Here is a 15,177-nt window from a genome sequence, read left to right on the forward strand (position 1 = left end):
TTAAATGAATGCTGAGGTGTTTAAATGTCAATTCATAGTAACAACTTTTTCTCGAATACGTTACGGCGCTCAGTAACGGTGCAGGTAGTTTTACCCGAGCCATTGACGCCGGCGGGGACCGTGGCACCGGATTATTGCAGTGGTCGCCAAGCGTTACCGACACTGTGGTTGTTGCACGGGCTAGGGGGAGACGCCACGACCTGGTTGCGCGAAACGGCCATTGAACGGCTGGCGACCCAGTACCGGGTGGCCGTCGTGATGCCGCAAACGGAACGGGGCTTTTACACAGATATGGTGGCGGGGCCGAAGTACTGGACGTTTATGACGACCGAATTGCCGGCACGGATGCGTTATCTCTTTCCACTGAGTGACGATCCCCAGAAAAACGTCGTGGCGGGAAACTCGATGGGTGGCTACGGCGCACTACGCTGGGCGTTGACGTATCCGGAACGGTTTGCGGCGGTGGCGGCGATGTCACCAGTCACGGACATTGCCCGCTTTAGCACTGACAAGGCAGCCATTATGCCGGATATGGCCTTTGCGTTTGATCCAGCTAAAATGACGGGCACTGCCAACGATGTGAACTGGTTACTGGAACAGCTAAAACCTGAACAGTCGACGCTCCGCGTGTTAATGACGACGGGGAGTCAGGACATGTTACGAGCAATGGATGAGGCGAGTCGGCCACACTTTGAGGCCAAACTCGGTGACCGGTTCACTTGGCGTGAGTTACCCGGTCGCCATGATTGGCCCCTGTGGGTTGCGCAGTTGCCCGCGGTGATGCATTGGCTGGTCAAGGGGACGTGGCGAGAAGTTTAATCAAGCCAAGATTTTTGAGCCTTAAAATAAGAATGATGGGTACACAAAAAGAGCAGCACCTCATATGTAGGCGCTGCTCTTTTAGATTGTCGTTTAATTAGTCTAACACTTCGTCACGAGCAAACCGGAAACGTAGGAACTTTCCGATTTCTGTCACGATCAGGACGACGATCCCGCATACGATTGGAATGCCCCAACCATACCAGAAGTTGATGTTGGTAGTATGGAAGACCGATTGCATGAACGGCAAGTAGATAATGCCGAGCTGCAACAGGATCAGGATACCGATGATATAAAACGCCATCTTGTTTTGGAAGAAGTACTTGGAAATAACCGGGTGGTCGTTTCGTAAGTTAAACAGGTAGAAAATCTTCCCAAAAATGATGATGTTTAGTGACATCGTACTCCCGACCACGTTTGGTAACCCAATTGCGGTCAAGTAGTCGTAAGCAAAGATTCCTAAGCCAGAAATCAGCAGGGAAACGTAGAAAATTTCAAACGAGTCCAGCTTGTTTAGCAAGCCCGCCTTAACGTTCCGTGGTCCCCGAGACATGATGCCAGCCTCTGGTGGTTCGAAAATGAACGCGAACTGGATGGTCAGCGCGGAAACCATGTTAATCCAAAGTAACTGGGTCGGGTACAGTGGTAAGTCGTGTCCCATCAAGATACTGATGATAACGACTAATCCTTCAGCAAAACTCGTTGGGAGTAAGAAACGAATCGTTTTCCGAATGTTATCAAAGACGTGTCGACCTTCACGGACAGCGGCGACGATGTCAGCAAAGTCATCGTCTGCAAGGACCATGTCAGCGGATTCTTTGGCCACTTCAGTCCCCTTGATCCCCATCGCAACCCCAATATCAGCTTGCTTTAGGGCGGGCGCATCGTTGACCCCGTCCCCAGTCATGGAAACTACGTGATCATTTGCTTGCTGTGCACGGACAATTCGCAATTTGTTATTAGGTGTCGCACGTGCAAAGACGTTGTAATCGTCAATCTTAGCTTTTAATTCGGCGTCATCCATGGCGTCGATTTCAGGCCCCGTAATGGCGTTTACGGTTGGTGCCAAGTTTAGCTTGTTGGCAATCGCCATCGCAGTATCCGGGTGGTCCCCGGTAATCATTTTAACTTGTACGCCAGCTTGCCGAAGTTCGGCAATGGCTTTAGCCGCTTCTTCACGTGGTGGGTCGATGATCCCAACTAAACCGGCTAAGTTTAAGCCGGCAATTTGTTGGGCATCGATTTCCGTGACGCTATCGGAAACGGGAAGGTAAGCTAAACCAACGACCCGTAAGCCGTCCGCCGTTAACTCATCCATCGCTTGATCCCAATAAGTGGGTTGATTGGCCTGTTTAGTTAACCGCAGGATGGTTGCGGGTGACCCTTTGACCATCAAGAACCGCTGGCCATCTAAATCGGCTAAGCGGGCGGAAAAACGAAAGGCGGAGTCAAACGGTAGTGAGTCGACTTCATCAACTTCAGGATCGTGACCAGTCATCTTTCGGTACAAGGTCGTTAACGCCCCGTCGGTTGGTTCACCGGTCAGTTCCCAGCGATTATTTTCAAAGTGTAACTGTGCATCGGTCGTTTGTCCGGCAATTTTGACGAGCCATTCCATGTTACGGTCGGCATGCCAGTCAACGGCTTTACCGTGTAACTTCAACGCACCGTCAAAATTAACGCCACCGTTATCGTCGTAACCCACACCAGTCACGTCAAACGTGTTGTCAGGGGTGACGACTTTAGTTACGGTCATTTCGTTTTTAGTTAAAGTCCCGGTTTTATCGGTATTGACGATATCCACGGCCCCTAAAGTTTCAACGGCGGGAAGCGACTTAACGATAACGTTTTTCTTCGTCATTTGCCGGGTTCCCATCGCAAGGACCACGGACGTGCTAGCTGGTAACCCTTCAGGCATAGAGCCAACGACCATTGTGATAACGGCGATTAAAAGGGTTGGCAAACTGTAAATCTTCGTTACTAGCCCTAATACAAATAGTAAGACGGCCGCCACAACGATGGCAATGGAAAGCCAGAGGCCTAAGGAATTTAAGTTTCGCATTAACGGTGTTGATGTTTGTTTAACTTCACTAACGGATTGTTGAATGTGCCCAATTTCAGTATCTTCAGCGGTGGCTGTAACGATCCCGAAGGCGGAACCACTGGTGACAGCGGTTGACGCGTAGACCATGTTTTTACGGTCGGCCAGGGCTAACTGGTCAGCCGTCATGGGTTCTTCTTGTTTCTCAACGGCGTTCGTTTCACCGGTTAAAACGGATTCCTGAACGTTGAAGTTGTCCGCGGAGATTAAGCGCATGTCCGCGGGAACCGCATCACCGGCTTCTAGGTTAACGAGGTCACCGACAACCAGGTCACGCGCATCAATTTCGAGTTTCTTTCCGTCACGAATCACAAAGTTTTTCGAAATCAGCATTTCACGGATACGTTCTAAGGCGTTACCCGCTTGCCGTTCCTGAACGTATCCGATAATCGCGTTGGCAATGATGACTAAGCCAATAACGACGGAGTCTGAGTAACGGTGCATGAAAAACGTTAAGATCGCGGCGGCCGCTAAAATATAAATAATACTGTTATTAAACTGCTTGATGAATTGGACGAACCGGGATGTACGTTTCGTTTCCAATTCGTTTCGACCGTCGTGTTGTAAACGGTCAGCAGCTTCGGCAACACTTAGCCCATCTTGGGGATCCGTATGGTACTTAGTAGCTAAAGCCGATTCATCAAGCTGCCACAACTTGACCGGATCAGGTGGGACCTGATCATCAGTAGTTGCTTCCGTGGTGTTCAATCTATGGGTGTTATCTTTTATCATTCAATCCACTCCTAAAAATTTATTATATTATCGATTGGGGTCATTAAAGTCTCGGCGCTTCTTGCGCATTGTGTAGGACAATTTCGCCACATCCCTTCCAGTAGGCATTGTTTGTTTAATACATTATATATGATGAACGTTATTTTTAGGTATTAAAATGTTTAACAATCTTATGACTAATAATTACGAGTGTGACGATTGGGTATCAGGCCGAGATGATAAAAGCAGGCGATACCCGAATAAAGGGGGCACCACCTGCATACGATTATCCTTCGATTGGATCCTTCATTAACAACCATAAAATCAAATAAACGATGATTCCTGGAAATACGGGTGTCACGGATAAAACGATGAACAGAATCCGAGCGACGTTAGCATTCCAGTTAAAATGTTCGGCTAGACCGCCGATAACGCCAGCAATGACGCTGTTGTGTGCCGAACGATGAATATCAATTTTCATAGTAAATACCCCTTTTTAAATCATTACCTTTAATGTAGCAGGTTTAGGTATAAACGGCTACTAATTCGCATAGGGTTTAAGAATTAACTAGGAATTAGCAGTCTGGCGATTAGAGTGCTAATTGCTTGCATCGATAAATAAAGCTGGTAGTATATATGTTGAAGGTCAGGAAAGGTCAAATGATTTAAAACCGCCGGCCCGTTTAATTAGCCAAGCATTATGAATGAAAGGGGACTGTTAGTATGGCTAACACTTTAATGAACAAAAATGATTTTGGTATGTTGGATCCTTTTGCACGGATGGCGCAGGATTTCTGGGCACCATTTACTAGTATGGATCAGGCGTTGAAGACGGACATTGACGAAACGGATGACCGTTATCAAGTTAAGGTCGACGTTCCAGGAATTGATAAGCAGGACGTTAAGTTGGATTATCGCGACAACGTGTTGTCAATCAAAGTTCAAAAGAATAGCTTTGTTGATCATGAAGACAAAGATCAAAATGTTGTCATGAATGAACGTCATGCTGGCACGTTACAACGTCAGTACGTTTTACCAAACGTCGCCGCTGATAAAATCAGTGCGACCCAAACGGCTGGTGTGTTGACGATCACGTTACCTAAGACGGCACCCGCAAAAGATGCTGGTCACATTGAAATCCAGTAATGAACGTTATAGATAGTTAAAAAGCACGCGCCCGTGTGATTACGGGCGCGTGCTTTTTTGCTGTCTTGGTGACCATCCCGAAAAATTTCCCGGGAAATAACTGTAATTTTGCGCAAAAAATATGATAAGCTAATTATCATGACATACTTACTGAAAATTAGTAGTTACTAGATTTGGAGATGACAGACGTGGATGACGCAGAACGTGAGCGCGGACCATGGCATCGTAATTTAATTGTCCTATGGTTTTGTACGTTTGTTGCTGGAATGGCTTTTAGTGAAATTATGCCGTTTCTCTCATTATTCGTTAGTCAATTAGGTGATTTTACCAAAGCTCAGGTCACGTTTTATAGTGGTCTGGCTTTTGCTGCGGACTACGCAATTTCTGCAATCTCAGCCCCGTTATGGGGAATTATTGCGGATAAAAAGGGCCGTAAGATAATGCTGTTGCGGGCCTCACTCGGAATGGCCGTTGCGATGGGATTGATGGGCTTTGTGACCAGTGTCTGGCAATTGATTGCTTTGCGGGCACTTCAAGGCGTTTTTGCGGGTTTCATTTCTAACGCGCAGGCGCTAGTCGCTTCGCAGACCCCGCGTCAGTATAGTGGCCGGGCGCTAAGTACCTTAATTACGGGGGCCGTTAGTGGGCAATTGTTTGGACCAGTTATTGGGGGCTTTTTAGCCCAACTATTTTCCATTCGTAACACCTTCTTCATTACGGCGGGCCTCTTGATGGTCGCGTTTTTGATGAGCTTGATCTTTGTTCAGGAGCACTTTAAGCCGGTGGAACATCATCGGCAACCAGGTGATAGTCGCAACCCGTTAGCGGCGTTTAAAAACCCAACGCTAATTATCGTTATGCTTTGCTCAACGGCGATTGTGCAATTTGGGAATGCGTCAATTGCGCCAATCATCAGCCTGTATGTGCGGGAATTGATGAATTATCATGGGCCCATTACGGTGGTTGCGGGGATTATTGCCGCGCTTCCCGGGATTTCTAACATTATTGCTGCGCCGCGGCTAGGGCGATATGGCGATCACCATGGGTCGGGCCGGGTGCTTGTCTTCGGCTATATTTTTGCGGTCATTATGTATTTCCCACAGGGGATCGTGACCAGCGTGATTGCGCTTGGAATATTGCGGTTTGCGATTGGGATTTCTGACGGGGCGTTGTACCCGGAAATTCAGACGGTTTTAACCAAAAATACGCCGGTCCACTTAACGTCAACGGTTTTTAGTTATAATCAATCGTTTCAAGCGATTGGGAATATGCTGGGGGCGTTACTAGGTGGAATTGTTGCGGGTTGGTTCAACTATAATGCCGTCTTCATTATGACGGCGGTATTGCTACTGATCAACTTGGGATTAGTCTTGTGGTTAGTGCCTGAAATTTGGAAAAGAGAAAAACGAAGTACCGAGTAAATGATGAAGCGTTTGGGGAGCAACCGGCCCAAACGCTTTTTTTGATGAGTAAATAAGTAGTATTAGATAATCAGGAAAAAAGCGTTGCCTTCGAGTAAGTCGAAGGGACTAAACTAGCCATATTTCAATTATAGAAGTTATGTAGAGGTGTTCAATGTGGCAATTTTTCAAATTTTAATGGTCGTCCTAGTTGCAACTGGATTACTTACTTTAGTAGGTGATCCCACCGTGCATGCGCAACCACAACGGATCAAACGGCAGCGATTGAATCGTAAACACTAACGGATGACGATTGGTCCCTGGTAATGAGCAAGTGGGTAAAATGTTTGACCCACTCAATCCTGGGAGTAAACTGGGTTAGGATAACGAAATAATACTGATTTTGATAGGAGCGATTTTATGACAACAATTAATGCGGCTAATGCGGGAACGTATTCGTTTGATGATCAGTTCAAAGTTAATCGGCTCGGGTACGGCACCATGCAATTAACGGGTCCCGGAACCTGGGGCCCCTATGCTGATCCTGAAAATGGGGTCAAGGTGATTAAAAAGGCTTTGGAATACGGCGTCAACTTCTTTGACACGGCGGATTCGTACGGGCCATGGTTTGCGGATCGGTACTTAGCAGCCGGCTTAAGTGGTGCGCAAAACCGCGATCAAATCTTTATTTCGGATAAGGTTGGTCAAACGCGGCAAGGACCAAATATTTGGACGCCACATGGTGAACCTAACTATCTACGGCAACAAGTGGAAGTCTCAATGATGACCTTAGGGATCAATCATGAAGACCTCGTATTTTTACACCGAATTGATGATCACTTTTCAATTGCGGACCAAGTTGGTGAACTAAAACAGTTACAAGATGAAGGCAAGATTAAACATATCGGGTTGAGTCAAGTCACCGTGGACCAGATTAAAGAGGCCCAAAAAGTCGCCAAAATAGATGCGATTGAAAACTTGTTTAACGTTTCAGATCATCGCGATGACGACGTGGTCGATTACGCGGCCTCACAAAATATGGCGTTCTTACCGTGGTTCCCATTAGCAACCGGTGAACTGGCACAACCAGGCAGTGAGCTGAGTACCATGGCACAAAAGTACCAAGTTAGTCCTGCGCAGATTGCGTTAGCTTGGTTATTGCAGCGGTCGGATAATATTTTGCCAATTCCTGGGACGAGTTCCGTGGAACATTTGGCAGATAACATTGCAGCGGCAAACGTTGAGTTATCGACGGCCGACTTTAATGGATTAAGCCAATTGAGTCAAAAATAATAACAATTTAAAATCATCATAACCGCTCGAGATAAAACCATCTACTATTGGTTTCATCTTGGGCGGTTTGTTTGTGATGCTTGTTTTTAAAACGGCCGGTGGTTAAAATGGATAAACATGATTGAGAGAGGATCGATGAAATGAGTACACGATTAATGAGTGAAGAACCAGCAATTTATTTAGCGGGCCCTTGGTTTACGGCGGGACAACCAGAACGTTTAGCGAAGATTGAACGGTTAATGGATGATATGGGGCTGACCTACTACAGTCCGCGACTGGACGGCATCGATTTGACGCCTGACGCGACGGAAGCAGACCGCAATGCGGTCTTTGCGGACAACGTGTTGCATTTGAAACGGGCTAAGTTAGTGGTCGCCGTTGTTGATGGCTTTGACACTGGCACGATTTGGGAGACCGGGACGGCGTATGGTCTGGATATTCCAGTGGCTTACTATGGTGAAACTTTAGGCGAAGGCACCTTTAACGTGATGTTAGCAAAATCTGGGAAGGCCACGATTGAAAATATGACCGATTTAAAAGCCTTTTTGCAAGATCCAACCTCAGATGCGTTTCAATATACGGGTACGATTCGTTAATGTTGAATGAATAGTCAAAATTAAAAAGCCATTCAGAATATTTCTGAATGGCTTTTTCTATGACTATGGTCGAAACGTGGGCCAAAAGGCAGTTTGTTCCGCTTAACCCAAAATCAGCGACCATTCCAGACCCAGGAATAATCGCTGATTTTACGTTAATGCTCACAAACTGACCGCCTTTTGGTCCACTCTTTTAGCGTGAATTGAACTTAAAGTTATGAACAAGTTTTGGAAAGATGTACTGATCAGCAGCGGCGATGATGACACCGTTCATGAGGATCGAGTAAAGGGTCCCAATGTTCACGGCCAAGACTCGATGAGTGATCACAAAGGTTATTAAAATAACGATAATTGGTGGGACGAAGTCGATCAACTGCGATGCGGTTGCATTTTCCTTTAAATACATAAACCGCAAAATGTTCGTTGTATCATCGTTAGGGTGCATAAAGATGTTAGCGCGTTGGTACATCGAAATGGCAATGCAAAAGGCGGAGACGCCTAATATCGATAGGAGCATGCGCACAAACCATGGTAGCGCGGGCACCCCGAGCCACGTAAAACCTTTGATAAAAATATCAATAAAATAGCTAAAAACTAGCACGTAGACGATCTCGCCCCCGAAACGAGGTAAATCTATGTGCCGAATCAGCACTTGATTAGTCAGCGCGTTGATCAAGCCAATGATGAATAGCAAGATACCGACGTCTGGGCCAAACGCAGCGTGCAAGTTGACCGCTGCGGCCGTCCAAATACCACTGCCGACATTAGAAGTCACGCACAGTGCGTTACCGCAGGCGTTTAAGGCTAAACTAAAAATTAATGCAATGATCCGAGTGGGTAACGTATTACGAGTAGGACCGTTTACCGGCAAAAAAATCCCTCCAAAATAATGATTCGATAGTTAATCTTAAAGCATTTATTAGGCTGGTAAAAGGGGCACAGCTCATAATATTAATAGAAAGTTTAAATGGTTTTTGATTTTATGGTTAAAATAATTCAAACTTTGCGGTTAAACTAACGTTAACGTAAAGTTTGAATAGCAAGCGGTGGCGTTAATAACAAGCAGTGTTGTAGGATTGTCGTGAAATCACTGTGACAACATTGATTAAGTTTTTATGAAAAGAAGTAAAAATTTTCAGTTCAAACTGGACAAGCACTATCCAAGTTGTATAATGTACCTGTAAGCGTTATCAAACGTTGGAAAACCTATTTTGGGGGCGTTATTATGGTTAAAAGTAAAGCAATTATGATTGGTGCCGGGCTATCAAACATGGCCGCGGCTGTATATTTGATTCAAGATGGTCATTGGGATGGCAAGGACATCACGTTCTACGGTGTTGATATGCACGGTGCTAACGATGGTGGTTCTACCACTGATTTTACCAATGAGTATTGGAACAAGAATCATCCGATGGAAAACACAACGGGTTACGTTGCCCGTGGTGGTCGGATGCTGAACTACCGGACGTACGTTGACTTAATGGATTTATTGGACCGGATTCCTTCCGTAACGGAACCAGGGATGACGGCCGCTGAAGATACACGTGATTTTGACTCGAAACACCGGACTTACGACATTGCACGTTTGATGCAAGGTGGTAAGGGCATTATTGATGCCGGCAAGTTGGGCATGAACAACAAGGACCGGACGTTACTAAGCAAGTTAGTTTTGATGCCAGATAGCGAAGAAACTAAGCTCGATAACGTTTCAATTGCGGACTACTTCAAAGAAGATCCACATATGTTCCAAACCAACTTCTGGTACATGTGGGAAACCACGTTTGCATTCAGAACCCAAAGCTCCGTTCAGGAACTGCGGCGTTATATGCACCAAATGATTTATGAATTCACACAAATTGAACATTTGGTTGGGGTCAACCGGACCCGTTACAACCAATTTGAAAGCATGATTTTACCACTGATCAAGTACTTGGAAGCTCAAGATGTCACCTTCATCGATAACAAGATTGTTAAAGACTGGAAGTTTAAAGACACCGAAATGCAAGACGAGATCACGGTCACTGGTTTAGTCGTTGAGGATGTTAAGAGTGGTGATACCGAAGAAGTTGAAGTGGACGACGATACTGCCGTAATCTTCACGAACGGGTCAATCACCGACTCCGCAACGATGGGTGATTACAACACACCAGCACCAGAAAACATGGAATACGGGCTCAGTGCGGCACTCTGGAAGAAAGCTACTGAACGCTTCTACAACTTAGGGACGCCAGACAAGTTCTTCAATGACCGCAATGCGAGTGAATGGTCCAGCTTCACGTTGACGACTAAGAACCACTTGTTCTTAAACGAAATCGTGCGGATCACTACTCAGGAACCCGGCAACGCGTTGAACTCCTTCCTTTCAACCACGCCAATTACGCCGTTGAATCAAAAGGATGTTAACATGTCGATCGTGGTTCACCATCAACCACACTTTACGACCCAGAAGCCAAATGAAACGGTTCTTTGGGGCTACTTCCTCTACCCACGTCGCAAGGGTGAATTTGTACACAAGCCTTACATTGAGATGACTGGGAAAGAAATGGCACAAGAATTGATTGGCCAGTTATCCAAGGTTGATCCTGGTCCTGGTAACATTAAGGATAAGGAAAAAGAGATCATGGACAGCATCATTAACAATATTCCTGTTTACATGCCATATGCTTCCGCACTCTTCAACAACCGGGCAAAGTCCGATCGTCCAGAAGTTTTGCCAAAGCATTCGACTAACTTGGCCTTCACGGGTGAATTTGCGGAACAGCCTTACCAGATGATCTTCACGGAACAAAGTGCGGTTCGTTCTGGTGAAATTGCCGCTTACCACTTTGCCGGTGTACCAATGGAAAACTTGGTTAAGACACCACGTTACGACAAGGATCCTAAGACCTTGCTTAAAGCAACTAAGAAAATGTTTAGCTAATAATTAGCTATTAAAATATGAAACGGCGTTGTGCGATTGCACGGCGCCGTTTTGTTGTGTCTTTGGGGGTTCTTTTTGGAGACGTGACGGTAAGATATGGTATGCTAGAACGGCATCTTTTTAAGAGGGGAGTGGGCGCTATGCCAGCGATGACCACCTTAGTGACACCCGCAGAAAATCGCTTCTTTTTGTTAAGCGAGCGGGTACGGCGGCAAAGCAGTTTGCAGCAAATTAGTCCACTATTACGTGAACACGTCACAATCAAAGTGGACAGTGATTTTTTGAAGCCAACGGTTCGTAATTTAATTATTCAAAAACACGCGGATTGGCTAACTGCCTGTAGTCACGAGTGGCAACTACTAGCTAGCTTGCCTTATGTGATTAATCCGAGTGAGGCGCGGACTCAGTGGCGGCACTGCGAACTGTGCCACAAGCCGGTGCGCTATGAATATCACGTTCAAAATAAACACAACCACCAGGAATTAGTGGTGGGTTCAGAATGCGTTAAAAAGTTCATGAACGCCGAAACCCGCTACTTAATGGTGATTACAACTGAAGATAACCGCAACGCGGTCCAGCAGTATCAGACCCTGACAGAGGCAGTGCCCGTTGTGCCAACAATTATGTTTAAGCAGCCGTGGCTACCGGATTTACCAGTGGCGCAACGTCCGCAGGCACAACAGCTGCGGCAGACGACAACGGATACGGTGACGACGTACTTAAGACGCCGAACGACTAAACTCCCGTTGCGTGAATTGCGCCCGGCTGAGCAGACTTATCAGCGCCTGGCTGCCGACGAACAAGCCGTTGTGGATGCTGAAAAACACGCGGCTCAGAAGCGATTAGCGCAAGACCAGCAGCAACGCCAAATCGCTGCTCAGCAATCTGCGAATACGGCTGAACAAAAGTTACGCAATAGCCGGTCATACCGCCGCTATTTGAGTCAGTTAGCCGCAATTATCGTGATGCGTCCCGAACGCCCAGAAGCCAAACAACGGTTTGAAAAGTTAACGGCACCGGCCATGTCAAAAACGTTAGTCAATTCTTACCAATTTGGGCAAATGGTGATTGAGTACCGGCAGACGGGACGGATTCAAGTACGTCGGCTAGCCATGTTGGATCACCAATTTGTGCAGGATCTCGATCAAATGACCCGTGAATTAGATCAGCGGCAAACGGTCCGCTTTTACGATGACGTCTTCAACAGTTGTTGGGGATGGACTTATCATCAAGCGGCGGACCAGCGAGCGGATTGGCAACGACTGCTGACCACGCGCTGGGAGTCCCAACTGACGTTAACGTGGTTTGAACAATTATGTGAGCAGACAACGGTAACCCAGATCGAAACGTGGTTAGGGGCTCACGCAACGGAGACGATGCAACGTGAACTTGGTCGGCGGTTGGCCGCCAAGCCCGAGTTGGGGGTAATTGCGCGGCAACGCCTGACTAAGGGTGAACTACAAACCTTTTGTCGACGTGAACTGGCGACTAGCGAAACGATGGCAGACTTTAACCAGCGTTTTGACCAGCAGTATCACTTAGCAACTGAGCGACAAGCCGAACTACACGAAACGTTAAGTTACTTTTATGTGGCACAGCATAGTGAGACTGACCACCAGACGGCGATTCGACGCTTCCAGTGGTTATTAGAACAGCGGTAGGAATGTTTCACGTGAAACATTCGTGCAATTCAGAAATATAAAAAGATGGCTATGGGCCATCTTTTTGTCTATTTTAAAGGTATTTATCTGGCCTATTGAAATTGTTCCACGTGAAACAATTTCAATAGGCTTTTTAGCTGAAATAAGGCCACCCAACGTTGCTGGGTAGCCTTATTTGATAAGTGGTTATTTAAATGGATTCCAAAAACGTCCGCCGTTAACTTTAAACAGGGCAATGCCAAGTAAAATTAACAAAGCCACGACTAGTAACGCGAGGTAATCGTTACGCTTGAACTTCTGAGCCATGTACCACGTCCGCTTTTTACCCTTACCAAAGCGGCGTAATTCCATTGCTTGGCTAATCACTTCAATCCGATCCAGACTGGAGAAAATCAGTGGCAACATAATTTGAATACCACCTTTGACCCGGGTCATGAATTTTGCCTTCTTAGAGATTTCAAATCCCCGGGCCTGTTGCGCTAAGCTGATTGTCCGGTAATCTGATTGAACATCGGGAATATAACGGAGCGCAATGGCAACCGAGTAACTGATGCGATAAGAAATGCCAATCTTATTCAGACTAGCTGCGAATTCGCTAGGGTTGGTCGTCATCAAAAAGATCAGCGCCAACGGAACGGCAAACGTGTACTTGAGGAGCAAGTTAAACTCGTAAAAAAGTTGCTCCGTCGTTAAGTTGAAGTAGTGGTTAGAACTCCCTAGTAACAGGTGCTCAGTGCCATAAATATCGACTCCGTAGTGGGGGGCAAAGACGTACACCATGACGAGGTTCAACACGGAAAAACCGATGATAACGCTCATTACAAAGGATACGTCGCGATATTTGATTTTTGAAAATCGAAATAGGATTAACGAAAAAACCATGACACCAAGCAAATAGCGGGTGTCGAATGTCATCATACCAATGACGGATAGCCCAACAAAGCTCAGCAACTTGGTACTACCACTCAGGCGGTTTAAGAAGGTGTGCCGGTCATCGTAACCAATCAATAGTTGATGTTGCATCAGCGCGCCTCCCGTTCAGCCTGAACAAACTTAGCCACAAATTCGGTCGGATTGATCGCATGGGCTGCCGCTAACGAATAGAGGCTCGTCTTGGCTAATGAAGCTTGTTCAATAATGGCGTCGTTTGTGAGAACATCGGCTGGTGCTGCATCCATTAAAATATTCCCGCCACCCAGAACAATCGTCCGGTCAGTGTATTCGAGCATGAGGTGCATGTCATGGGTAATCAGCATGATGGTCATGTTCTTTTCATGGTTGATTTTCGTTAAAAAGCCCATCATTTCGGTGTAGTGTTGTAAGTCTTGTCCCGCGGTAGGCTCATCAAGAATGAGCATCGCTGGTTCCAGAACTAAGATGGCCGCAATCGTCACGCGTTTCTTTTGGCCAAAACCAAGTGAAGGGCAGCGGTTACATTGACTTAGGCAGCAATTAATTTGTGGCCCCAATGTAAAGTAATCAAACTATTATAGGAAGAATTAAAAGGTCATCGTGTTTAGCAGTGCTAATTGAACAAAGATAATAAAAATATATACAAATGATTTCATTTAGCTATTAAAAGGGGTAAACTAGTTACCAAGAACTTACTAAAGAAAGAGTGTGACTAATTTGGCTTACAAGTATGAAACGATTGCCGACAGCTTACGAAACGATATCAAGTCCGGCAAATATACACCAGGTGAATTAATGCCGGATCAAAATAAGTTAGCGGCAAAGTTTGATACGACCCGGATTACGATCCACAAAGCGATTCAATTATTGATTATTGAAGGCATGGTCTACTCGAAACGGGGAGCTGGGACCTTTGTACGCAAAGACTTCGGTTTGACGGAACATCGGCAAGAAACGCAAGTCGACCGCCCGCTGGGGACGACCCGGACGCATGAGGGTAAAAAGGTGACGAGTAAGGTTTTGGAACTAGAAGCCCGCTTACCGACCAAGCGTGAAGCTGAACAGCTGATGATCGATGAAATGGACCCGGTTTACGTCATTCGGCGGACGCGGTTCGTTGATGGCAAAATTTGGGCCTATGAGCACACAATCATGCCGACCGGCTTAGTCACGTTGACGAAGAAAGTTTTGGAAGGGTCAATTTACGGTTACTTGGAACGGGAACACGGGATGACGATTGCAGGCTCCCACCGAATCATCTCTGCGGCGAAGGCAACGGATGAGGATGTTGAGGCCATGGGTGCGACATTAAATGAGCCCGTTCTAGTCATTAATCAGGTCAGTTACATGGATGATGGACAGCCGTTTGAAGTTTCGGAATCGCATTTTCCGTACGCGACGAGTACCGTGGTTGCGGATATTCAAGTCCATTAAAACAATGTTAGTACGAAAAAATAAAGAAATATCTAGTCTGGAAAGTCACTGGGAAATTGTACTAGTCCCTGTCAAGTTGACAGGTGAAATAATATAATTTTCGAGTTCTGTCTAAGCGGCTTTGCCGCGGTATTCTACCGCGGTGAAGCCGCTTCTTTGTGTTGTCCGGTCAATGTAATTGAAG

13 protein-coding genes and 1 pseudogene are annotated in these 15,177 nt (G+C 46.2%); 9 read left to right on the forward strand and 5 right to left on the reverse strand.

Annotated elements, in window-relative coordinates:
- The first annotated feature begins 24 nt into the window (after positions 1–24).
- The gene (locus tag AAA939_RS03255) at positions 25–819 is read left to right on the forward strand and encodes an alpha/beta hydrolase (RefSeq protein ID WP_338208486.1); all 795 of its coding nucleotides are present in this window, start codon (positions 25–27) and stop codon (positions 817–819) included.
- A gap of 97 nt (positions 820–916) precedes the next feature.
- On the opposite strand, the gene AAA939_RS03260 is transcribed toward AAA939_RS03255, so the two are convergent.
- On the reverse strand, positions 917–3,652 hold the full coding sequence (locus tag AAA939_RS03260) for an HAD-IC family P-type ATPase (RefSeq protein WP_338208484.1): 2,736 nt from the start codon (positions 3,650–3,652) through the stop codon (positions 917–919).
- Between the two features lie 265 nt (positions 3,653–3,917).
- Entirely contained in the window at positions 3,918–4,112 is a 195-nt protein-coding gene (locus AAA939_RS03265; protein WP_338208482.1) for a PspC domain-containing protein, read from the reverse strand.
- Between the two features lie 242 nt (positions 4,113–4,354).
- On the opposite strand from AAA939_RS03265, the gene AAA939_RS03270 reads away from it, so the two are divergent.
- The 5 genes from AAA939_RS03270 to AAA939_RS03290 all read left to right on the forward strand — a co-directional run bounded on the left by AAA939_RS03270 (position 4,355) and on the right by AAA939_RS03290 (position 8,066).
- Positions 4,355–4,777, forward strand: coding sequence for an Hsp20/alpha crystallin family protein (locus AAA939_RS03270; protein ID WP_338208480.1), 423 nt, complete (start codon positions 4,355–4,357; stop codon positions 4,775–4,777).
- Positions 4,778–4,965: 188 nt separating this feature from the next.
- Entirely contained in the window at positions 4,966–6,198 is a 1,233-nt protein-coding gene (locus tag AAA939_RS03275; protein WP_338208478.1) for an MFS transporter, read from the forward strand.
- A 156-nt stretch (positions 6,199–6,354) separates the two neighbouring features.
- Entirely contained in the window at positions 6,355–6,480 is a 126-nt protein-coding gene (locus tag AAA939_RS03280; RefSeq protein ID WP_338208476.1) for a hypothetical protein, read from the forward strand.
- 117 nt (positions 6,481–6,597) lie between these two features.
- The gene (locus AAA939_RS03285; RefSeq protein ID WP_338208474.1) at positions 6,598–7,470 is read left to right on the forward strand and encodes an aldo/keto reductase; all 873 of its coding nucleotides are present in this window, start codon (positions 6,598–6,600) and stop codon (positions 7,468–7,470) included.
- Between the two features lie 140 nt (positions 7,471–7,610).
- Positions 7,611–8,066 (forward strand): nucleoside 2-deoxyribosyltransferase, encoded by a 456-nt coding sequence (locus AAA939_RS03290; RefSeq protein ID WP_338208472.1) that lies wholly within the window; start codon positions 7,611–7,613, stop codon positions 8,064–8,066.
- A gap of 193 nt (positions 8,067–8,259) precedes the next feature.
- Here AAA939_RS03290 and AAA939_RS03295 read toward each other — a convergent pair whose 3' ends face one another.
- Positions 8,260–8,937 carry a DUF6198 family protein gene (locus AAA939_RS03295; RefSeq protein WP_476737442.1) on the reverse strand — a complete coding sequence of 226 codons (678 nt, stop codon included), beginning with the start codon at positions 8,935–8,937 and terminating at the stop codon, positions 8,260–8,262.
- A 354-nt stretch (positions 8,938–9,291) separates the two neighbouring features.
- Here AAA939_RS03295 and AAA939_RS03300 point away from each other — a divergent pair, with 354 nt between their 5' ends.
- Both AAA939_RS03300 and AAA939_RS03305 read left to right on the forward strand, forming a co-directional pair.
- Complete coding sequence (locus AAA939_RS03300) at positions 9,292–10,986, forward strand: oleate hydratase (protein WP_338230471.1); 1,695 nt, start codon at positions 9,292–9,294, stop codon at positions 10,984–10,986.
- Positions 10,987–11,126: 140 nt separating this feature from the next.
- A complete protein-coding gene (locus AAA939_RS03305; protein WP_338230474.1) occupies positions 11,127–12,647 on the forward strand; it encodes a hypothetical protein in 1,521 nt (506 codons plus the stop codon).
- A gap of 186 nt (positions 12,648–12,833) precedes the next feature.
- On the opposite strand, the gene AAA939_RS03310 is transcribed toward AAA939_RS03305, so the two are convergent.
- Positions 12,834–13,670, reverse strand: coding sequence for an energy-coupling factor transporter transmembrane component T family protein (locus tag AAA939_RS03310; RefSeq protein WP_338208466.1), 837 nt, complete (start codon positions 13,668–13,670; stop codon positions 12,834–12,836).
- Positions 13,670–14,068 (reverse strand): annotated as a pseudogene (locus AAA939_RS03315) (ATP-binding cassette domain-containing protein); the annotation flags it as partial. The pseudogene AAA939_RS03315 and the gene AAA939_RS03310, both read right to left, overlap by 1 nt.
- Before the next feature lie 208 nt (positions 14,069–14,276).
- On the opposite strand from AAA939_RS03315, the gene AAA939_RS03320 reads away from it, so the two are divergent.
- Entirely contained in the window at positions 14,277–14,993 is a 717-nt protein-coding gene (locus AAA939_RS03320) for a GntR family transcriptional regulator (RefSeq protein ID WP_338208464.1), read from the forward strand.
- The last annotated feature ends 184 nt before the right edge of the window (positions 14,994–15,177 follow it).

Origin of the sequence: Lactiplantibacillus paraxiangfangensis (assembly GCF_036246185.1) — a bacterium.
In the GTDB taxonomy this organism is placed as follows: Bacteria; Bacillota; Bacilli; order Lactobacillales; family Lactobacillaceae; genus Lactiplantibacillus; species Lactiplantibacillus paraxiangfangensis.